13 protein-coding genes are annotated in these 22,230 nt (G+C 36.9%); 7 read left to right on the top strand and 6 right to left on the bottom strand.

Going from position 1 to position 22,230, the window contains the following annotated elements:
- Window positions 1-541: 541 nt before the first annotated feature.
- The 5 genes from BLT30_RS13485 to BLT30_RS13465 form a co-directional block, all read right to left on the bottom strand.
- On the bottom strand, window positions 542-1,792 hold the full coding sequence (locus tag BLT30_RS13485; protein ID WP_089874060.1) for a site-specific integrase: 1,251 nt from the start codon (window positions 1,790-1,792) through the stop codon (window positions 542-544).
- 335 nt (window positions 1,793-2,127) lie between these two features.
- Entirely contained in the window at window positions 2,128-2,682 is a 555-nt protein-coding gene (locus tag BLT30_RS13480; RefSeq protein ID WP_089874059.1) for a putative antibiotic biosynthesis monooxygenase, read from the bottom strand.
- A 158-nt stretch (window positions 2,683-2,840) separates the two neighbouring features.
- Window positions 2,841-5,048, bottom strand: a complete 2,208-nt coding sequence (locus BLT30_RS13475; RefSeq protein ID WP_089874058.1) for a hybrid sensor histidine kinase/response regulator — start codon at window positions 5,046-5,048, stop codon at window positions 2,841-2,843.
- A 258-nt stretch (window positions 5,049-5,306) separates the two neighbouring features.
- On the bottom strand, window positions 5,307-6,002 hold the full coding sequence (locus tag BLT30_RS13470; RefSeq protein WP_089874057.1) for a LytR/AlgR family response regulator transcription factor: 696 nt from the start codon (window positions 6,000-6,002) through the stop codon (window positions 5,307-5,309).
- A gap of 53 nt (window positions 6,003-6,055) precedes the next feature.
- Window positions 6,056-6,532 carry a Dps family protein gene (locus BLT30_RS13465; RefSeq protein WP_089874056.1) on the bottom strand — a complete coding sequence of 159 codons (477 nt, stop codon included), beginning with the start codon at window positions 6,530-6,532 and terminating at the stop codon, window positions 6,056-6,058.
- 255 nt (window positions 6,533-6,787) lie between these two features.
- On the opposite strand from BLT30_RS13465, the gene gndA reads away from it, so the two are divergent.
- The 3 genes from gndA to pgl are packed head-to-tail and all read left to right on the top strand — an operon-like array spanning window position 6,788 to window position 10,423.
- Entirely contained in the window at window positions 6,788-8,206 is a 1,419-nt protein-coding gene (gene gndA, locus BLT30_RS13460) for an NADP-dependent phosphogluconate dehydrogenase (protein ID WP_089874055.1), read from the top strand.
- Window positions 8,207-8,216: 10 nt separating this feature from the next.
- Window positions 8,217-9,698 carry a glucose-6-phosphate dehydrogenase gene (gene zwf, locus BLT30_RS13455; protein ID WP_089874351.1) on the top strand — a complete coding sequence of 494 codons (1,482 nt, stop codon included), beginning with the start codon at window positions 8,217-8,219 and terminating at the stop codon, window positions 9,696-9,698.
- 14 nt (window positions 9,699-9,712) lie between these two features.
- Window positions 9,713-10,423: a 6-phosphogluconolactonase gene (gene pgl, locus BLT30_RS13450; RefSeq protein WP_089874054.1), complete on the top strand. Its 711-nt coding sequence runs from the start codon at window positions 9,713-9,715 to the stop codon at window positions 10,421-10,423.
- Between the two features lie 80 nt (window positions 10,424-10,503).
- Here the strand turns inward: pgl and BLT30_RS13445 are convergent, their stop codons facing one another.
- Window positions 10,504-13,494, bottom strand: a complete 2,991-nt coding sequence (locus BLT30_RS13445; protein ID WP_245707180.1) for a LamG-like jellyroll fold domain-containing protein — start codon at window positions 13,492-13,494, stop codon at window positions 10,504-10,506.
- A 341-nt stretch (window positions 13,495-13,835) separates the two neighbouring features.
- Between BLT30_RS13445 and BLT30_RS13440 the strand changes: the two genes are divergently transcribed.
- The 4 genes from BLT30_RS13440 to BLT30_RS13425 are packed head-to-tail and all read left to right on the top strand — an operon-like array spanning window position 13,836 to window position 22,173.
- Complete coding sequence (locus tag BLT30_RS13440) at window positions 13,836-15,212, top strand: rhamnogalacturonidase (protein ID WP_089874052.1); 1,377 nt, start codon at window positions 13,836-13,838, stop codon at window positions 15,210-15,212.
- Complete coding sequence (locus BLT30_RS13435) at window positions 15,209-18,064, top strand: glycoside hydrolase family 2 protein (RefSeq protein WP_089874051.1); 2,856 nt, start codon at window positions 15,209-15,211, stop codon at window positions 18,062-18,064. The genes BLT30_RS13440 and BLT30_RS13435 overlap by 4 nt, the downstream gene beginning before the upstream one ends.
- Before the next feature lies 1 nt (window position 18,065).
- Complete coding sequence (locus BLT30_RS13430) at window positions 18,066-19,388, top strand: rhamnogalacturonan acetylesterase (protein WP_089874050.1); 1,323 nt, start codon at window positions 18,066-18,068, stop codon at window positions 19,386-19,388.
- 10 nt (window positions 19,389-19,398) lie between these two features.
- On the top strand, window positions 19,399-22,173 hold the full coding sequence (locus BLT30_RS13425) for a glycosyl hydrolase (RefSeq protein WP_089874049.1): 2,775 nt from the start codon (window positions 19,399-19,401) through the stop codon (window positions 22,171-22,173).
- The last annotated feature ends 57 nt before the right edge of the window (window positions 22,174-22,230 follow it).

The following is a 22,230-nucleotide window of genomic DNA, read 5'->3' as shown; positions in this document are numbered from 1 at the left end:
ACTCACTCGCTTTTCTCGTTTCCCGCTTCCCGTTGTGGTTTGCTCCGCTTCGCTTCGCATAAATTTTTCCAAAAGAAAAACCGGAAAAAAGAAAGCAGATAATCCAAGCGGGCTAAGCGGGAAAACCAAAAGGAAACGGAATAAGTCCCGGAGGGTGGCAAGGCAACACACAGCAACTCGGCAAAGCCGTCATTTTGCCTTGCCATTATGCCGTAGTCTTTTGGTTGGGCGTGTGCGGTGGCTGCCCGCTATAACTTAGCTGCCTTTTTACCGGTTGATTGTGGAAATTTTCTGTTCTAAAATTTTATGGCATTAATGACCAGGCTATCATAGCCTGTAATAGAGATTTGAAAAACGGAATAGCAGGGGGCGTTAGATAAGGGCTTCGTTTTTCAATTTTCTATTTAGCAAGTAGGTAATAAGCTCTTTTACAGCGTTGGACTGGGTAGAGGAAAGTAAATGTGCTTTACCTACATAAAAGTATGGGCATAAAAAAAGCAGAACCGTTAAGTTCTGCTCATTGTGATTAACTAAAAGCTGATTAGATTGCCATCATAAATGCTTCTTCCATAGCTTTGAATTTAGGGGTAACCAAATCCATATCCTTACTGATTTTTTGGCTTGTGATTTTAGCGTAAATCTGTGTGGTGGAAATGTTTTTATGCCCCATCATTTTGCTAAGGCTTTCAAGCGGTACACCCTCGGTCAAAAACATTGTTCCGAAAGTATGCCTTGCCGTGTGAAAGGTTACTTTTTGCTCCGTAATAATCTCTGCCTTTTCAACCAGTTTACCTATGTGCGTATTGCAGGTTGCATTGGTCGGAACCGGAAAGATAAATTCATTCCTTGTCGTACCCTGATACTTCTCAATGATACGCTTAGGGATTTCCATTAACCGAACATTTGAAGCAATATCTGATTTCTTTCTCCTGCTGATAATCCATTGATGACCGTCAAAGAATGATTGAATATTGTTCCTTGTCAGTTTTTTAATATCCGCATAAGCAAGTCCGGTAAAACAACTAAAAATAAACAGGTCTTTTACCAGTTTATACCGTGGGTGCGGTGGTACGCACATCATCAGCTTTTCAACATCTTCTTTAAGGATATAACCCCGGTCGGTTTCTTCCATATTGATTTCGTAATCCTGAAAAGGATTATCACGTATCAAGCCTTTTTTAATAGCCAGTTCCACAAGGGCTAATACAGGCATCGTGTACACCCAAACTGTATTGTGGGAAGACTGCAAATCATACCGGAGGTAAAAATCAAACTCCCGGATAAAATCGGAAGTCAATTCCCGAAAAGCCATATCATCACGATGATAGCGTTCCTTTATAAATGTGGTAAGATGATTGTAAACTGTGATATACTTGTTGTAGGTGCTTTGTGAGCGTTCTTCCTTTTCGACCAATTTTTTAAAATCCTCATTTTGGTTGTTGAAAACTTTTAGGATAGCATCATCCATTACGCCGACACCCAAAAATGATAGCTTTACTTTTTGGGCGGTCGCAAAGCCCTCGTGCTTCAGCATATCTTCATAAATCTTGTCGATACGCCCACGTATATTATCCAGTTTTTTATTGATGCTTAATGCCTGCGCACTTTTGCCCTGAACTCTTCCGTGTTTCAAATCCCAATTATTGGGGTTTATTTCTAACTTTGTTCCGAAAGTTTTAGGAGTTCCGTCAATGGTAATACGTGCCATAATCGGGGCATTACCGTTCTTTTTCAGTTCGTTCTTTTTCAGGTAGAAAAGTAGTTTGAACGTGGATTTTTTTGTCTGTTCCATAACTCAAATGTTTAATGTTTAAAATTAAATTACATTGAGTTACAAGGGAATGTAAAAAAGGATGCAAAAGACTGAAATATAATCAGTTAAGCTATGTAGTTACCTTTATCAATCGGTAACGAATTAGTAACTTAACCTTGTCATTTTAAGCCCAAAATCTATCAGACACCGACTTCCGAACTAAGACTACTGTTTTTATAAAGCCTTGTATAGCAAAGGTTTTAACCGTTTTGCTTATTTTTGCTTTTTACTAATCTTTTTTAAGAAAAAGATTTAAACAAAAAATCCGTCTCAATTTTGTTTGAGACGGATTTTATTTTAGAACAAAATTTTAATTATTTATACAGCCATTTCCTAATCAGCTTCGTATAATTCGGCATCACTACAAAAATCACTAAAAATACCAGACATCCTGTACTGATGAAAGTATCAAAATACCGATTGGCAGGAATATTCATTAATCTTAAAGAAGGCAATAACAGCAATTGCATCAATAATGATAAAGGATAAATTGCAGACCAAGTTGCCAGATATTGTTTCCATCGAACCGGAACTTTGTTTTCTTTTTCGCCATAAAATAGAAAATCCAGACCCGATTTGATTTCGTAATTGTCTTCTTTGGTGAATAAGGGATGTGCTTTGTCAATCAGTTTTCTTCTGGTATCAGATTCCATCCAGTTTCTGAGATTTTCAATCGTATCAAATCGGATAATGACCGTGTAGACAAAAGTAAGATTTGGAATTGGACGAACGATTTGCCAGTCGATAAAGCCTTTGGCGTTTTTGGAAACGGGCAGAATTTCATCGAGCCATTTTTCATATTCGGTTTGTTTGCCGTTGAGAACGTGATGGGTGATGACCACCGATGCGCCTTGGTTTTCCATAATCATTTTGGTATTAAAAAAATCAATAGGAATGGGCTTTAGCCCTTTCGTTCCCGAAAAATAATAGGTTAGGCTTTAGCCAAAACTTAATCTAAATTTTGGCTAAAGCCGAGTTCATTTAAATTTTAATCATCGGGCTAAAGCCCGACGCAATTGATTAGACTTTAAAGCGATTTCATAAATAATTTAGCCTCAAAAAAAGATTTCAGCAAAATATCTTTCACCTCTTCCAAAGCTTGTGTTGAAGCTGGATTATCGTCGACTGTTAATTCTAAAATATTTAATTTTTCCTCTAATAAAGCCAGCAAACCCATTATCGCAACACTCGATTTCAAATCGTGTGCTCTTAATTTCAGCAATTTGAAATCTTTATATTCATAAGCCAGTTTCAGTTCCTGCAAATGAGTCGGGACATTATCTAAAAACTGTTGCGTCACGGTTCTTTCAAAATCTTTGTCGCCATTGCTGATAGACTTCAAATAGGTAAGGTCGATGAACTCATAATTAGAAGTGATTTCTTCTGTTTTTACTTCGATTTTTTCATTTTCCTTCAGACCGAAATTGGAGATTAATTTGAATAATTCCTCTTCTTTTATCGGTTTGGAAATGTATTCGTTCATTCCACGGCTCATACATCTTTCGCGTTCGCCTGCCAAAGCGTGTGCGGTCATTGCGATGATTGGCGTGTTCAGTTTCAGTTCTTCACGGATGGTTTGCGTGGCGACATAACCGTCCATTTGTGGCATTTGGATGTCCATTAAAACCAAATCACAGTCGTTGTTTCTGAGAAATTCCACAGCTTCCAAGCCGTTATTTGCAGTTTCAAAATTGATGTTCCATTGGGAAAGGAGATGTTTCATCAGGCTTTGATTGATAGCATTATCATCTACGATTAATACTTTCAGAGGCGCATTCGTTTTATCTTTAAAATAATCGGTGTCAACTTTTGGAACTAAATTAAGCTGTTCTTTTGCAATTGTGTATGGAATATAAAAATGGAAAGTCGTGCCTTTTCCCTGTTCGCTCGTCACTTCTATATCGCCGTTCTGCAACTGAATTAGGCTTTTCACAATCGATAAACCAAGTCCTGTTCCACCGTAATTTCTGGTCGTTGAATCTTCTCCCTGATTGAATCTTTCAAAAACTTCAATGAGTTTTTCTTTATCAATTCCGATGCCTGTGTCAGAAACTTTGAAGCCGACAATGATTTCGTTTTCGGTTTGCTGTTTATTGTAAATTTCGATATTGATAGTTCCCTGATGTGTAAATTTGATTGCATTTCCGATGAGGTTGACCAAAATCTGAGTGAGTCTCGTTGCGTCACCATTCAAAGTATCGGGAATTGAAGTATCGATTTTGCTGGAAATCGTCAATCCTTTTTCCTTGGCTCGTTCAACAAAAAATGTTTCGACAGAATTCACCAATCCATTGATGCTGAATATACCTTTGGTAATGCGCATCATTCCGGCTTCGATTTTTGATAAATCTAAAATGTCATTGATAATCGCCATCAGATTTTCCCCGGAACGTTGAATGGATGAGACAAATTCTTTCGAAGTTTCATCCAAAGGTCTTTTCTGTAAAAGGTTGGTAAATCCCAAAATTCCGCTCAAAGGCGTTCTGATTTCGTGGCTCATATTGGCTAGAAAATTTTCTTTGGTCTGTGCGGCAACCGATGCTTTTTTCTCTGCAACATCCAATTCCTGAATTAACAATCTCTGACGTTTGAACTGACGTAGAATGTGATAACCGACAATGGAACCGCTCAAAATCAAAAGAATCAATAAGGAAATATCATACAATCTCGCTTTTTGTCCCATTGCTTCAGTCTCTTTGCTGAGGCTAACCATATGAAGTTTTCTGCTTTCGTAAATTTTAGCAGTGATGGACGTGATTTCGTTCGAAATTTTTCGAGCTCTTGGATTAGCAATGGAAGTGTTGTCGTCCATATTTCCAAGGGTGTGATAGCGAAGCAGTAATTTGTCTTTCGTTGTCTTCTTTTCCATTGCGAGAACGCTCAGTCTGTGAATCAGCTTTTCTTCAACGCCGTCTGAATTGTCTTTGGAAAGTGAATCGAGAAAGTTTTCTATCTGACTGATTTTTTGGTCGATTCCTTCGAGATGAGTCGTATCATTGGTTGCAATAGAAGCTCGGATTCTGCTTTCAACGCCAAGAATATCGCGGTCGATTTCACGCAAATGATTGCTGGAACGCAACTCGTTCAGAAGTCGGTTGTTATTTTGGATGAGTTCTTTGGTATTTTTAGCCGAATTGATTTGAACTGCTATCAATAGGAGAGAACCCGCAATAAATGTGAGGATGATGAAATAACTGAATCGTCTGTTTCCCATTACTGAGGATATTTTTTTCATAAGTATCTGTACTTATTTTGAATTGTTGAAAACCACCCCGTCAAAAATTCTTTGAATTTTCGCCATCCCTCCAATGGAGGGGGATTTTTGCGCTCTGATTAGAACGTTGAATCTGCAGCCCGACTTGAGCGGAAATCCTTTTTTGCTTGTTCTCAAGTTCTATTTAATCTGAAATCGTGTGCAAAAAAGATTGGGAGCGGAAGGCGGATAAAGCTGCCCAAACCTAACAAAGTGGTTCGATGTAGTCAAATAAAAATTTTAAAAGACATTCATTCTTGTGTTGAGTGCTTTTCGATAAGCATCTGCAACAGGAATGAATTTTCCATTGATCATAATTCCACCATCCTGAAGCGTGTCTATTTTGCCTACAGAAACGATGTAAGAGCGATGAACTCTGATGAAATGGTCTTTAGGCAAACGTTCTTCCGCTGTTTTCATTTTACCATGGATAGCAAACATTTTTTCCCGTGTATAAAACTTCACGTAATCACCCATTGCTTCTGCATAAAAAATATCGTCGAGCTTCAAACGCCTTGTGATATTGGAATCTCTCACGAATAAGAACTCATCTTTGGTGACTTCCACATCTTCTTTTCTGCTATCAAGAATTGCCTGAGCTTTACTTACCGCCTGTAAAAATCTCGCCGGCATCACTGGTTTCAGGATGTAATCTGCGATATTCAGTTCGAAAGCTTCGAGTGCATATTCTTTGTTCGACGTTGTGAAAATAATGATGGTGTCCTTCCCGGAAAGATTTTTTGTGAGTTCTATACCGCTCATTTCCGGCATTTCGATATCGAGAAAAATCAAATCGACGGAATTGGTCTGCAAGAAGTTGTAAGCCTCAATCGCATTAGAAAATTCATTGACAATCGTGAGGTTTGGTACTTGTTTTACCAAGTGCGCCAAAGTTGTTCTTGCGATATCATTATCATCAACAATCAAGGCTTTCATAGGGATAGTTATTTATGGTTGACGCAAATATAATTATTCCTTGTCTTATTTGCTTACTTTCTAAAGTAAGAACGTATCATCCAGGCCATTTCTTCGTGTGTTTCCATCAATCCTGTGATAAAGTCGCTTGTACCGTAATCCTTGTATTCTTCGGCAAAAGGCGTAACATTTCCTCTTAAAAACTCGATGATGCTTTCGTGATCGCTTAATAGATCTTTCATATAACCGAGTCCGTCGTTGGTCCTGTCGCTGTATTCAGTAAGATGCGTTAATTCAAGATAGATTTTCATTGTTGCAGGAGCGTAATGACCGATTTTTCGCATACGTTCTGCCACGCTGTCAATCAGTTCATCTAATTGTTTATATTGCTCTTCAAAGAAAATGTGATTGGCGTGGAAGTTGTCGCCAGTTACGTTCCAGTGGGCATTTCTGGTTTTGATGTAAAGTAAAGTTTCGTCTGCTAAAAGCTTTGCCAATTGTTCTGCTACAGCTTCTGTGTTTTGCTCTGTAAGTCCGATGTTTGTTTTCATAATTTTAAGATTTAAATTGAGCGTTATTGCTCTTTTTTCTGATGTAAAGTTCAGAATGAATCTTAAAAAAATGATGGATTTTTCGTCGAATGGGCAAAATGAGTCGGTGAATGAGGCTTAGCCTTTAGAAATGGTTTTTCAAAGCACGATCAATTCATTTTGACTATTGTCTTTTTAAGTAATTTTTTTGTGTTTAATTTTTTTCGTCTTTGGCATTTCCGTATTTTTATTGCTTAAAATTAATCTAATTAAAAAATGGAAAAACTTAATTATGGGATCGTTGGTCTTGGAGTAATGGGACGGAACCTTCTCTATAATATAGCTGACAACGGCTTTTCGGCTGCAGGATTTGACCTCGACGAGCAAAAAGTAAAAGAACTTCACAATGGTGCAACAGAGGGAACAACTGTGCAGGGAACTGCTTCTTTGGAAGAATTTGTATCCGTATTGGAAAGTCCAAGAAAAATTATTCTGATGGTTCCTGCCGGAAAACCTGTAGATGCGGTGTTGGAAAGCATTACACCACTTTTAGAAAAAGGAGATATTGTAATAGACGCAGGAAATTCTTATTTTGCTGATACAAACAGACGTATTGCTGCTCTGGCTTCGAAAAATCTACATTTTATGGGAATGGGAGTTTCCGGAGGTGAGAAGGGTGCTAGAAAAGGACCTAGTATAATGCCTGGAGGAGACCTGGAAGCTTTCAATATTCTAAAACCGATGCTGGAAGCGATTTCTGCGAAAGTCGAGGGTGAAGCTTGTACAGCCTATATGGGCAAGGGTTCTGCCGGAAACTATGTGAAAATGGTGCACAACGGAATCGAATATGCTATCATGCAGTTGATCAGCGAAGCTTACGATTTGTTGAGAAAAGGTGCAGGCCTTAATAACGACAGACTATACGAAGTTTTCAAAACTTGGAATGAAGGTGAGATGAATTCATTCTTAATAGAGATCACAAGAGATATTTTCCAACAAAAAGATGATTTGACAAACGCTTATCTTGTAGATAAAATTCTTGATAAAGCAGGAGCAAAAGGAACCGGAAAATGGACTTCTGAACAGGCAATGGAAATCGGGGTTTCTATCCCGACAATCGATATTGCGGTAACTTCAAGAATTTTATCAGCTTATAAAGATGAGAGGGTAAAGGCGTCTCAATTATATTCTAAAGAAGAGATCTCAAAGCCTGAAAATACAGAATCATTCATCAAAGAAGTTGGTGATGCACTTTATTTATCGACTTTGATCAGTTATGCACAAGGTTTGGCATTATTGGTAAAAGCTTCTGAAGATTATCAGTTTGACATTCCATTAAAAGATGTTGTAAAAATCTGGAGAGGCGGATGTATCATTCGTTCGGTTTTGTTGGAAAAATTCTATCAGGCTTATTCTAATGACGAGAATCTATCTAATATTTTATTGGACCAGGGAATTTCCGAAATCGTGAAAGATAAAATTTCTTCATTAAGAAAAACGGCTTCTTATGCTGTGTCAAATGGAATTCCAAGCTTAGGGATCCAGACAGCTTTAGGTTATTTTGATGCTTACACAACGGAATCTTTGCCGGTAAATCTTATCCAGGCTCAGCGAGATTATTTTGGGGCACATACCTATCAAAGAGTTGATAGAGAAGGTGTTTTCCATACTTTCTGGAATAGTGAAAACAATTAAATCTCGAAAAATGAGCGAACACACAATTTTGCAGCCAACGACCATTGTTATCTTTGGCGCAACAGGAGACCTAGCGAAAAGAAAACTTTTTCCGGCTTTTTATAATTTATATATCGATGGAAGAATGCCCAAGGGTTTCAATATCCTGGCGTTGGGAAGAGCAGAGAATACAGACGAAAACTTTAGAAATTATATCAAAGAAAATCTGGAAAGCTTCTCGAGAAAAAAAGTAACTGCTGAAGATTGGGCTGGTTTTCAGGCTCATATCAAGTATTTTCAGCATCAATTGGATGAAGAAGATTCTTATAAAAATCTGTATCAGAAATTAGAGGATTTTGACAAGGTCTATGGAACAAGAGGTAACAGGCTTTTTTACTTGTCGATAGCACCTAATTTTGTATCGGTTATTTCCGGTCACATCAGGAATACATCAATTGCTTCCGATTCTAAAAAAGACAGGATCATCATCGAGAAACCTTTTGGTCATGATAAGGCATCTGCAATAGAACTCAATAATCTTCTTTCACAAACCTTCAAAGAGGAACAGATCTACCGCATTGATCATTATCTTGGGAAAGAAACGGTTCAGAACATTCTGGCATTCAGATTTGGAAATTCGATCTTTGAGCCTTTATGGAATCATAGACATATAGAATCTGTACAGATCACTGTTGCAGAGGAAGTCGGAGTGGAAACACGGGCTGCTTTCTATGAGCAGACAGGAGCACTTAGAGATATGATTCAGAATCATTTGTTACAGATCCTTTGTATGGTTTCCATGGAACCACCTGTTTCGTTGGAGTCAAGTGAGATCAGAGATCGCAAGGTTGATGTTCTGAAATCGATCCGTAGAATTTCGCCCGATAAAGTTGACCATTATGCAGTGAGGGGGCAATATGGAAAAGGTACGGTTAATGGCGTTCCAGAAAAAGGTTATCGTCAGGAAGAAGGAATTGCCCCGGATTCCAATACCGAAACTTTCGCTGCAATAAAATTCTATCTCGATAATGAAAGATGGCAGAACACTCCTTTCTATGTCAGAACGGGTAAGAAAATGAAAGAAAAGCATTCTTATATCACGATTCAGTTTAAGCCACTTCCACATAATACATTTTCAGAAAGTTCACAGCTTTTATCAGCTAATCGATTAATAATCAACATACAGCCTCAAATGGATATCAGACTGCAGTTTATGGCAAAGAAACCTGGACTTTCATTAGAATTAAAACCTGTGGAAATGATATTTGATAATTTTGCTTGCCAGAATGATACGCCTGAAGCTTATGAGACCTTGTTATTAGAAGCTCTTTTGGGCGATTTAACTTTATTTATGCGTTCCGATCAGGTGGAAGAAGCTTGGGATGTTATGAAAACCATTCAGGAAACCTGGGAAAAGACCAAAGATTCTTCCTTCCCCAATTACGAGGCCGGAAGCTGGGGGCCGGAAGATAGTAATGCTTTAGTTGAAAGACAAGGTCACAAATGGGTTTAATTTAAAAATATAAAATGAATATTACAATATTTGATGATCTGGATACACTTTATAGAAAAGCGGCTGATAGGTTTGCTGAACTTTCGGAAAGATCTGTTCAGAAACACGGTAAATTTGTTGTTGCGTTAAGTGGTGGCTCTTCTCCAAAGGCAATTTTTAATTTATTGGCAACTCCGGAATACGCTGATAAAATAGAGTGGGGTAAAGTCTATTTTTTCTGGGTCGATGAAAGATGGGTTTCTCTAACTGATGAGAAAAGTAATGCTAAAATGACTTTTGAAACATTATTGAATAAAGTTCCGGTTAATAGAGATCATATTTTCCCAATGTATAAAGATGGAATTGAACCAGAAGAATATGCTAAAGAATATGAAGAGCATATCATATCAGTTTTGGGAAAAGAAGGTGTCTTCGACTTCATTCTTTTAGGGATGGGAGACGATGGTCATACGGCTTCTCTGTTTCCCGGGGAAAAAATACTCCATGAAAAAGAAAAATGGGTAGATGCTTATTATCTGAAACCTCAGGAAATGTTTAGAATAACATTGACGGCCCCACTTATTAACAAAGCAGAAAATATCTTGGTTGTAGCTTTCGGTGAATCAAAAAAACATGCTCTGAATGAAGCCCTGAAGGGAGAATACAATCCAGAATTATATCCAATTCAATTAATTGAGAAGAAAGAAACATTTCAGTTTTTTACAGATAAAAAAGCAATAGGATAAATTTAATTATTGATCAAAAAAATAAAACCTCTTTCAAAAATATTTGGAAGGGGTTTTGTTATGAAAAATTTGATTTGATATTATTCTATAATAACCTTGAAATGACTATTCAGATTTTCTCCTGAAACATTCAAGATATAAGTCCCGGAAGCTTTTCTGCTAGAAATGTTTAAAATGAAGATTCCTTTTTCCTTAGAATTAATTTTTTCATTAAGGATAATTTTTCCTGACATATCTCTTAGTGTTGCAGTCAAACTAGATTTTTTGTAATCAGGGAGTTGTATTGAGATTTGGTCTTTAACAGGATTAGGATAGATAATGCCTTTTTTAGAAAGGAATTTATCCGTGCTTAATGTCGTTTGGCTATACAAAGCTTGTACTTCCGAGAGAGGTAAAGCATAGTTAAACATTTTCAGCTCATCAAATGCGCCTTTATAAGGTGCTGGAGCTGTGGTTGACATTAATTCCAATTCTCCAATGTTTCCAATGATTAGATCACTGACCTCTCCAATTCCAGTAACAGCAGTTTCATCGCCTTCTGCACTAAGAACTCCGTTCGTGTAAATTCTCATTTTATGGGCAACAATATCTCTCATTATTACCACATTGACCCAATCACCCGTGAAATAATTTGCAATTGGGGAACTGATTTCTTTCTTGGTCACATCATCATCGATAGCAAAACGTAACTGACCGCCTTTGACTTCAACATTGTATCGTTTTCCTGTTGCTCCGGTTGTCGTATTTTTCGTAAATGAACCTTTGCATAAAACATAAAGACTTGCCGATGATGAAGAAGGAATCATACTCGTAGGAGCTTTCATCCAGAAAGAGACAGTGAATGAGTTTTTGTCAAAGAATATATGGTCTTGATTCGGAACACTTGCGATGTACATATTACTGGGTGAAGTCAATAGATCAAGCGCATAATTTTCCTTTCCTTGAATTCTGACATTAGAATTGTCGTAAGCGACATCCAATATTCCGTCATTTTCATAATCGGTGACATCCGCAATTTTTTCTCCTTCCAATGGTGCTTCTTTGAATGGCCAATGCCCAACGAGCCTTGGTGTAAGTGTATGGAAATTCCAAACGTCACCGGTTGCAGTCCCTTTTTCGTTCGAAGCATCGATTCTCCAATAATAAGTCGTTGCAGGACTTAATCCGGTCAATTGATAAGATGGAGAATTTGAATAATTAACATCCGCGATTTTATTTAAATTTGATGCATCCGTTCCAAGATAAACTGAATAAGCTGTCGTATTTGTACTTCCTGACCATTTCAAAAGTAGATTTCCGCTGGTCAATTCTACATTATCATTTCCTGTTATTGGTGTTGGATTTGTAGCTTTCGTCGGAGCTGAAGGAATCGGTGGAGTTGTAATTGATGCAATCGAAGTATAAACTGAAGATTCTGTTGCACTAATAGCTTTAACTCTGTAATAATATTGAGTATTTGGAGTTAAACCTGTTTCATTATAGCTTACAGTATTTGCAGACAAGGTTGCGATTTCAGAAAAATTATTTCCATCGGTCGAACGTTCCAGAATATAATTAGTTTCATTAATCGAATTATCGCTCCAGTTAACTGTGAAAGAACTTGCAGGCGGAACTTCTGTTGTCGTAACATTCGTGAAATTCAGGTCAGTTGGCGGAATTATAAAATCCGGCGGAGTTTGATAGGGTAAGCTGTTGATATAAACTTCAATATTAAGATATGGAGCGTTTGTAGTGCTCACATTCAATGCATCTGGTGTATATTTATCTAATCCGTTCGCATCTTCCCAAGCATCTGGCATTCCATCATTATCGGTATCCAAAGGAGCTGGAGCACCATAAACGTGTCCCGCGCCACCATTGGTAAAACCAAATTGAGATGTAAGGTCAGACTGAACATACACATAGGTCGCCGTTGTTCCTTTTGACTGCAGATCAGCAATCATCAGATTCTCAACCTGGTCACGTCTCGGATAAGATGCACCGACATTCAAAATTGATTTGTCATAAGCTTGTTGAGCTGTCAAAGTTGGATTTTTCATCGGATAATCATAAGGCTCTGATTTGATGGAATTAATATCACCCGTAGGAAAACCTGTCAAATCCGAAGGAATCAAAGTTCCGTTCAAGATCCCGTCTTTGTTATTATCAAAATAATTTCCAGAACCAAATAAAAAGAAATTGTCATTTCCTCTGTTGAAAGGTGTTGTAACGGTATTGCTCGTATTTGGCCCACCAATAAAATAATTATTAATGATATTCACATCAGAAGTTCCCGCTGAGTCTCCACCCATAATGTAAGCGTCACCCGATTCTGCATGTCCGTAGGTATTCCCGTAATTTCCCCAGTTATAAACGATGTTATTGACGAATTCATTGATTCCCTTTACCTTATTGTTGCGAGTCTTGTTGCAGATATACAAATTTCCGATCAAACTGATTTTTCCACCAGAAGGTTGCATCAATCCTCCAGCCGAGTGATTGTGACGGTGCAAACCTTGACCGATAATAGAATTCTGGATCGTTATATTGTCAGGACTTTCACCTTTGTTATCCCAGTTGATAGAGAAAACTTCGTCCGTTCCCCAAGTGAAGGACATATGGTCGAAAATCATATTCGTACCATTCGCAAGTCCTGATGTATCCTGACCTTGGGTTGTACTTCCAAAACGGATTCTAATATAACGGGAAATTGTATTACTTGCTCCTGTAAAAGTGACTCTGGAGCCAAGAAGAACAATTCCTTCTCCGGGAGCAGTCTGGCCCGCAATGGTTGTATTTTTAGGAATTACGATTTGGGATTTAGTATTGATGATACCGCCAACTTTGAATATCACAAATCGTCCTTCTTTACTCACTGCATCACGGAAAGAACCTGGTCCACTATCATTTAGATTGGTTACCAGATAGATTTCAGGATTTCCTGAACCGCGTGCACCTGTTGCAAATCTTCCAAAACCAGTCGCTTCCGGAAAGGCTAATGTTTGTGCATCAATACCAATAGTCGTTGAAATTGCTCCACAAAACATAAATAGCTTAAATATTTGCTTAATAGGTAGAATTTTTTCTTTCATAATAATTCTGATTAGTTAGAAATAGAACTTTTGTTGTGAGGGAAAATTAGAGACAACCACCAAGATGACTATCCTGTCCAATCCTGTTAATTATCAGGTTGTTATGGTTTTCGTGAATTTTATATTAATTAAATATGAACTGAAATTAAGATTTAATCAAGGTTTGAAGATAATTGAGTTTGCATCAAATAAAATGTTTTAGAATCAAAATTTAACATTAAATCAATAAAAAAATATCCTTTATATATTCATTAGAATTTTTTTGACAGGAGAGGGCAGGATGCTCCAAACTCTCAGAAACTATATTTTTATTTTCGTTTATTAGCTATATAAAATCGATTATGAAATTTCAAAATATATCAAAGCTTTTCCTGGCTTTTTCGCTCTGCTTTTCTTTTTCAGGATTAAAAAGCCAGGACAACTGGCCAGACGGTACCAAAATCGACAAATGGTTTAAAGAAAGCAAGCCCACAGACATCAACAAATTAGGCAAAAAATATATCCTTACAGACAATGGAGTGAAGAACGACAGCACGATTCTTCAGACCAAAGAACTTCAGGCAATCATTGATTTGGCTGCTAAAAATGGTGGTGGAGTTGTGGTGGTGCCGAAAGGAACATTTTTAATCAGTTCAATTTTCTTCAAACAAGGTACCCATTTGCATCTGGAAAATGGAGCAAAATTAAAAGGCAGTGATGATATCAATGATTTTCCAGTTGTAACGACAAGAATGGAAGGTCAGACTGTGAAATATTTTCCTGCTTTGATTAATGCAGACGGATTAGACGGCTTCACGATTTCAGGAAAAGGAACTCTGGACGGAAATGGACTTCGCTTCTGGAAATCATTCTGGAAAAGAAGAGAATGGAATCCTAAATGCACCAATATGGACGAAATGAGACCTAGAATTATCTACGTTTCCAATTCAAAAAACATTCAGATTGAAGGAATTACTGTTAAAAATTCACCGTTTTGGAGTACGCATTATTACAAAAGTGATTTTGTAAAATTGTTAAATCTCACTATTCTTGCTCCGAAAGCACCAGTAAAAGCACCAAGTACAGACGCAGTTGACATCGATGCGTGTACCAATTTCTTAATTAAAAATTGCTATATGTCAGTCAATGACGATGCAATTGCTTTAAAAGGCGGAAAAGGTCCGAAATCCGATAAAGACCCGAACAACGGTGAAAACAGAAACATCCTTATCGAAAACAACAGTTTTGGATTTTGCCACAGCGTTTTGACTTGTGGAAGCGAATCAATTCACAATTACAACGTGATTCTAAGAAATTCTAAGGTAAAAGATGCTTCAAGATTATTACATCTGAAAATGCGTCCGGATACTCCTCAACATTACGAATATCTTACCGTAGAAAACATCACAGGAAACGTGAAAACATTCTTGTATGTTAAAGGCTGGAATCAGTTTTTTGATTTGAAAGGCGAAGAAAGACCGAGAAAAGGATTGGCGAACAATATTACCATCAAGAATATCGATATCAGTTGCGAAACGGCATTCTCTGTTGAAAAATCAGACTTATTTGATTTAAAAGATTTCACATTTGAAAATTTGAAAATAAAAGCTTTAAAACCTGAAATACAAAACCTGAACAACATTCAGAATTTAAAGCAAAAAAATGTTAATGTGATGCAAGTAGCTTCTCTCACGCAATCTTACAACAAAAAAGACGATTCCGATACTGCTGCAAAATGAGTTATTTTACCAAAATATTCGTTCTTTTATGCTTTTGCTCACAGTTTCTGCATTCTCAGTCTAAGGAAATCCAATTCCTGAGCGGGACAGATTCTGAGCAGACAAAAGAATGGGATTTTTGGATAACTGGAGGAAGAAAATCAGGAAGCTGGGACAAAATACAGGTTCCATCACAATGGGAACAGCAGGGATTTGGCTCTTACAACTACGGAAGAGACTACGTTACCTACGGAAAGAATTTTAAATTTAACGACGAAACAGGTCTTTACAAACACAAGTTTTCAGTTCCAAATTCCTGGAAAGGAAAATCGGTCAACATTGTTTTCGAAGGTTCGATGACCGACACCGAAGTGAAAATCAACGGAAAATTGGCCGGAGCAATTCATCAGGGTGCTTTTTATGAATTTAAATATGATATTTCCGACAAATTAATTTTTGGAAAAGAAAATATTCTAGAGGTAAAAGTTTCCAAAATGTCGGCTGATAAATCCGTCAATAATGCAGAACGTCTTGCAGATTACTGGATTTTAGGAGGGATTTTCCGCCCGGTTTATTTGGAAGCAACTCCAAAAGAACATATTTCGTGGACGGCGATTGATGCAAAAGCGGACGGAACTTTTAGTTCAAATATTTACTTAAAAGGAATCACTTCAGTCAATAATTTAAAAGTTGAAATTTTTGATGTTAAAAATAATTTGGTTGGCGAATCTCAGGTTCAAATTCAAAATGGAGATACTTTAAAGCAGATTCAGTTTTCCGTTAAAAACCCGAAGCTTTGGACGGCAGAAACACCGAATTTATACAAAGCAAAATTCACTTTAAATAAAAACAAAAAAATAATCAGCCAAACCGAAGAAAAATTCGGTTTCCGAACCATTGAAATCCGAAAAGGCGACGGAATTTACATCAACGGAACCAAAATCAAAATGAAAGGCATCAACCGTCACGTCTGGTGGCCTGAAACAGGACGAGCGGTGAATAAAAATATAGATTTAATGGACGTTCAGCTCATCAAAGAAATGAATATGAATGCCGTTCGCTGTGCCCATTATCCACCGAATAAATCGTTTCTTCAGATTTGCGATTCTTTAGGGTTGTATGTTTTGGATGAATTGGCGGGTTGGCAAAAAAAATATAGTACTGAAATCGGCAAAAAACTGGTCAGAGAAATGGTTACAAGAGATGCCAATCATCCATCGATTATTTTCTGGAGCAACGGAAACGAAGGCGGACATAATTTGGACTTGGATGCAGAATTTGCAAAATACGACTTATCAAACCGTCCCGTCATTCACGCCCATCACAAACCAGGAAATGCTTTCAACGGCATCGACTGCAACCATTACGAAGATTATTACAGCACCAAAAAAATCCTTGAAGGAGAAAATATTTATATGCCGACCGAATTTCTGCACGCACAGGATGACGGTGGTGGCGGAACTTCTTTGGCTGATTATTGGGAACTTCACTGGAATTCCAAAAAAGGAGCAGGCGGTTTCCTTTGGGCATTTGCGGATGAAGGTTTGGTGCGAACCGATTTCAATAATCAAATCGATGTCAATGCGATTAATGCGCCGGATGGAGTAGTTGGTCCGCATCGTGAAAAAGAAGGAAGTTTTTATGCCATCCGTGAAATTTACAGTCCTGTAAAAATTGATTTTAAAACGTTGCCGACAGATTTTAATGGAACAATTCCTGTTGAAAACCGTTATCATTTTACCAATCTAAATGAATGTCAGTTTGAATGGAAACTGGTCAAATTCAAAACACCATTTTCGTCTGAATCCGGATTTAATGTACTTCAAAGTGGAAAAGCAGAATCTCCGGATATTAAACCAACAGAAAAAGGAAATGTTAGATTAAATCTTCCTCAAAACTGGAAAGAAAGTGAAGCTTTAATGCTGACTGCAACCGATTTTTTGGGAAAGGAAATCTACACTTGGACTTGGAAAATAAAATCGAACGATGAGATTTCAAAACAGTTTTCGAAGACTTTAATCAAAGAATTTCCGGTTTCTGTTGCGGAAAATGATTCATTATTTATTTTAAAATCAGACGAAAAAGAATTTTCAATAGGTAAAAAAGACGGATTATTAAAATCAGTCATTATCGATAAAAAAGGCAAAAAAATGACCTTCCGAAACGGACCGATTTTCGTGAATGGAAAAACGGAATTGTCTTCAATTAAATCTTTATCAGAAGGGAAAAATCAAATCATCGAAGTTTCATACAAAGACGGAAAAAAAGCAGTTTGGAAACTTAATTCTAACGGAATTTTAGAATTGAATTATGAATATTCACTTTCCGGAGATTATCAGTTTGCAGGAGTAAGTTTTGATTATCCCGAAAATTATGTCATCAGCGCAAAATGGTTTGGAAAAGGTCCTTATCACGTTTGGAAAAACCGTACTCAGGGGCAAACTTACAATGTTTGGCAAAACCTGAGAAACTCCACCAGAACAGGTTTTTCACCTTGGATTTATCCTGAATTTAAAGGTTATTTTGATGATGTTTCGTGGTTGCAATTGGATACAGCCGAAGGAAAAATGACAATCGGAACAAAGGAAGAAAAAATGTTTGTCAGACTTTTTGATTTTTACGGAATTTACGGTGCAGAAGGTTACCCGAAATTGCCAACTGGAAATATTTCTTTCCTCGATGCAATTCCGCCGTTGGGAACTGTTTTAGCGTTTAATATTAATAATGATACTTCAACTTTAGGTCCTGAAAGTGAACCGAATCATCTGAACGGGACATTTAAAAGAACACTATATTTCTATTTTGGTCTTCCGGATTTGGGCGATGAAAATAAACAGTTTACAATGCCAAAAGAAAATATTTTAACAGATTAAAATGCAGAACTGGATAAAATTTTTGACGCTTTTCTTAAGTTCGTTTTTGTTTGCTCAACAGACGACTTTCAAGTTTGATTTTGGAGGAAATAGAACTGAAAACGGTTTTATTCCCATCAGGCCAACCTCAAAATTCGATAAGAAAAAAGGTTACGGTTTTATGGATATTTCCGGTTTAAAATCGTTTGATAACGGAGGAAATGCTTTGACGGGAGACTTTATTACGAGTGACAAACCTTTCTATTTTTCAGTCGCAATTCCTGAGGGAAATTATAATATTACATTAAATCTTGGCGATACCAAAGGAGCATCTGAAACGACAGTTCGTGTAGAAAACCGCCGTCTGATGCTGAATGATATCAAAACAAAACAAGGTGAAATTGTTGAAAAACAAATTTCAGTTCACGTAAAAGACAGTATCATCCGAAATCAAAATGGCGAAAAAATCGGAATTGTAAAATTAAAACCAAGAGAAACTAAATATTTACATTGGGACAACTTATTGACGATTGAATTCAATGACAAAACTCCAAAAGTTTCTTCAGTTATCATTCAACCCAACCCAACAGCTAAAACCATTTATATCACTGGAGATTCAACGGTTGTAGATGCGCAGTACGAACCTTGGGCGTCGTGGGGACAGATGTTGCCGTATTTTTTCGTTCCGAATGAAGTTGTGATTGCCAATTACGCTGAAAGCGGAGAAACGTTGAAAGCCTTTGAAGACCGTCACCGAATCGATAAAATCTGGAATAAGATAAAACCCGGAGATTATCTTTTAATCCAGTTTGGGCACAACGACCAAAAAGCTGGAAACAGCATTAAATCTGGTTACAAAAAAAGGTTAAAAGAATGGATTTCGAAAGCCAAAGAATTGGGGGCAACTCCTGTTTTGGTTACTTCAATGAACCGAAGAGTTTTTGACGAAAATAATAAAATCGTTAATACTTTGGATGATTTTCCTGATGCAATGCGGGAAATTGCGAAAGAAGAAAATGTATATTTAATCGATTTAAATGCAATGAGTAAGACCTTGTTCGAAGCGATGGGACCAGAAAATTCTAAGAAAGCATTTGTTTATTATCCGGCAAACAATTATCCAAATCAACCAACAGTTTTAGCAGATGATACACATTTCAATACCTACGGTGCTTACGAACTGGCGAAATGTGTGGTTAAATCTATCGTTGACCAAAATTTACCTTTAAAGAAATATATCTCAAAGAATTATAAAAGTTTTAACCCTAATAAACCCGATGATATTGACAAATTCCATTGGCCAGAAAGTATCTTTATGGAAAGTTTGAAGCCTGATGGAAACTAAAAAATAAGAAATGAATATTCAATCTATCATAAAATTAAGTTTAATCTGTTTTGCTTTCGGAAATCTTTCCGCACAAAATCCGTGGCCAAAAACCACCGAGACCGCAAAACCCTGGACACGTTGGTGGTGGATGGGAAATGCTGTCGATGAAAAAGGATTGGATAAACAGCTGACAACACTTAATAAAGCAGGTTTTGGAGGCGTTGAAATTGTTCCTATTTACGGCGCAAAAGGATTTGAAAGTAAATATATTAATTATCTCTCTCCGGAATGGATGAAAATGCTTCAACTCACTACTTACAAAGCAAAAAACCTGAATATGGGCGTCGATATGTCGGTTGGAACAGGCTGGCCAATCGGTGGACCGCAAGTTGATGAACAGGATGCTGCTACGAAAATGATTGTTCAGACTTACACGATTTCAGCAGGCGAGAATTTTTCAGATAAAATTATTTTGAAAGATGAAAAACAGAAGAATTTAAAAATCATAAAATTAGATATTGTCACAGCTTACAATGAAAAAAATGAAGCGGTAGTTTTAACAGATAAAGTCAGTAGCGATGGAAGTTTAAACTGGAAACCGACGTCTGGAAAATGGACAATCTATGCAGTTTTTGTAGGTAAAACTTTGCAAAAAGTAAAACGTGCCGCTCCGGGCGGAGAAGGCTATACTTTAGACCATTTTTCAAACACAGCAACGGCTGATTATTTTAAAACTTTCGACAAAGCTTTTGGAAATTCAAACTATGGAATCCGTTCATTTTTTAATGATAGTTACGAGGTTTACAACGCAGACTGGACTGCTGATTTTAAAAATGAATTTAAGAAGAGACGAGGGTATGATTTAAGTCCATACATCAAATATTTGGTTAGTGATGAGCTAAATGAAATTGCAGGAAGGGTAAAATCGGATTACAGAGAAACTTTGAGCGAACTGATTTTGAATAACTTCACCGATAATTTCACGAAATGGGCACATTCCAAAAATTCTAAAAATACGAATCAGGCTCACGGTTCGTCAGGAAATTTACTCGATTTATACGCAGCAGTCGATATTCCGGAATCGGAAACTTTCGGAAGTACAAAATTTGATATTCAGGGTTTGAGAAGAAATCTGGAAGACATCAATACGAAGGAAGTTCCCGACATCAATATGCTGAAATTTGCCTCTTCAGCAGCCAATATTACCGGAAAACCTTTGATTTCCAACGAATCTTTCACTTGGTTGACAGAACATTTCAAAACTTCGTGGTCGCAGGTAAAACCTGAAGCTGAGCAGATTTTTCTATCAGGAATTAACCATATTTTTTATCACGGAACAACGTATACGCCGGCTGATGTTCAGTTTCCGGGTTGGCTGTTTTATGCTTCGACGAATTTTGTTCCTGAAAACAGCTTATGGCCAAATATAAAAGGTTTAAATTCTTACATCGAGAGAATTCAATCTGTGTTACAAAGCGGAAAATCAGACAATGAAATCTTGATGTACTGGCCAGTTTACGACCAATGGGCGAATCCGAAAGGGAAAGATATGGCGTTCAAAATTCATAATATTGAAAAATGGTTACATCCGACCGTATTCTACGAAAATCTTGAGAAATTAGGGAAATCCGGCTATTCTCTGGATATGATTTCTGATAAAATGATTGGTGAAGCGAAGTTTGAAAATCAGAATATTCAGGTTTCGGAAAATGGAGGTTCTTATAAAGTTTTAATTATTCCTCAATTGAATTATTTCTCTGAATCAACTTTAAAAAATATTTTAAACTTGGCTCAAAATGGTGCTTCAATTATTTTTCAAAACGAACCAAAAGATGTCCCCGGAAATTTTGAAGTGGAGAAAAGAAGAAAAGAATTACAATCTTTATGGACTCAAATTCCTTTTCAGCAAAATGGAAATCTTAAATCAGCAAGCTTCGGAAAAGGAAAAATTGTGTTAAGTTCTGATGTTGAAAAAGGGTTAGAATTCTTAAAAATTGAAAGAGAAAAACTGACCAATACAGGATTAAAATTTATCAGAAGAAAGTTTGATGGCGGAAAATATTATTACATCGTCAATCATACTTCCAAGGAAATCAATCAAAATATTCCGCTGAATTTTGTCGGAAAACAAGTCACTTTGATGAATCCTGAAAATGGGGATTATGGAATTGCCCAGACTCAAAATAATTCAGTGAAAATTCAATTAAAATCTGGGGAATCTTTAATTGTAAAAGCTTCTGAGACTGCAGATAATTCTGTTGCAAAGTGGAAATATGTTGAAAAAACAGAAGCGCCAATTGTTTTAAATCAACCTTGGCAATTAAGTTTCAAAGAAGGAGGTCCCGAACTTCCGAAACCCAGAAAGTTAACGAAACTTCAGCCTTGGACGAATTTCACAGAAGACGCTCAAACGCAAAGCTTTTCGGGAACAGGAGTTTACACAACGACTTTCAGCTTAAAGAAAAATAAAGCCGATGATTTTGTACTGAAATTCGACAAATTATATGAAAGTGCAAAAGTCATCATCAACGGACAAGATGCCGGAATTGTCTGGTGTCTTCCGTTTGAAATCAATGTCGGAAAATATTTGAAAAAGGGAAAAAATACCATTCAGATTGAGGTGTCAAACCTGATGGCAAACCGAATCCGTTATATGGACCAAAATAAAATTCAATGGCGAAATTACCACGAAATTAATTTTGTCAACATCGATTACAAACCTTTCGACGCTTCAAATTGGAAAGTACAACCTTCAGGGTTGGATGGCGAAATTCAATTAATTCCAGTTCATTATTCAAAATAAATTATAAAAAATGAAATATTATTTGTTGAAAAAGCACTAAAATAATTTTATCGAAGA

Origin of the sequence: Epilithonimonas hungarica (genome assembly GCF_900102265.1) — a bacterium.
Classification (GTDB): domain Bacteria; phylum Bacteroidota; class Bacteroidia; order Flavobacteriales; family Weeksellaceae; genus Epilithonimonas; species Epilithonimonas hungarica.
The sequence above is the reverse complement of the archived record's forward strand: the minus strand, read 5'-3'. Positions and strand labels throughout refer to the sequence as shown.

Excerpts from the sequence above, each read along its gene's own strand:
- gndA (WP_089874055.1), top strand. The coding sequence starts at position 6,788 with ATGGAAAAACTTAATTATGGGATCGTTGGTCTTGGAGTAATGGGACGG.
- BLT30_RS13470 (WP_089874057.1), bottom strand. The coding sequence starts at position 6,002 with ATGAAAGCCTTGATTGTTGATGATAATGATATCGCAAGAACAACTTTG.
- BLT30_RS13430 (WP_089874050.1), top strand. The coding sequence starts at position 18,066 with ATGCAGAACTGGATAAAATTTTTGACGCTTTTCTTAAGTTCGTTTTTG.
- BLT30_RS13425 (WP_089874049.1), top strand. The coding sequence starts at position 19,399 with ATGAATATTCAATCTATCATAAAATTAAGTTTAATCTGTTTTGCTTTC.
- BLT30_RS13465 (WP_089874056.1), bottom strand. The coding sequence starts at position 6,532 with ATGAAAACAAACATCGGACTTACAGAGCAAAACACAGAAGCTGTAGCA.
- BLT30_RS13480 (WP_089874059.1), bottom strand. The coding sequence starts at position 2,682 with ATGATTATGGAAAACCAAGGCGCATCGGTGGTCATCACCCATCACGTT.
- pgl (WP_089874054.1), top strand. The coding sequence starts at position 9,713 with ATGAATATTACAATATTTGATGATCTGGATACACTTTATAGAAAAGCG.
- BLT30_RS13445 (WP_245707180.1), bottom strand. The coding sequence starts at position 13,494 with ATGAAAGAAAAAATTCTACCTATTAAGCAAATATTTAAGCTATTTATG.
- zwf (WP_089874351.1), top strand. The coding sequence starts at position 8,217 with ATGAGCGAACACACAATTTTGCAGCCAACGACCATTGTTATCTTTGGC.
- BLT30_RS13485 (WP_089874060.1), bottom strand. The coding sequence starts at position 1,792 with ATGGAACAGACAAAAAAATCCACGTTCAAACTACTTTTCTACCTGAAA.
- BLT30_RS13435 (WP_089874051.1), top strand. The coding sequence starts at position 15,209 with ATGAGTTATTTTACCAAAATATTCGTTCTTTTATGCTTTTGCTCACAG.
- BLT30_RS13440 (WP_089874052.1), top strand. The coding sequence starts at position 13,836 with ATGAAATTTCAAAATATATCAAAGCTTTTCCTGGCTTTTTCGCTCTGC.
- BLT30_RS13475 (WP_089874058.1), bottom strand. The coding sequence starts at position 5,048 with ATGAAAAAAATATCCTCAGTAATGGGAAACAGACGATTCAGTTATTTC.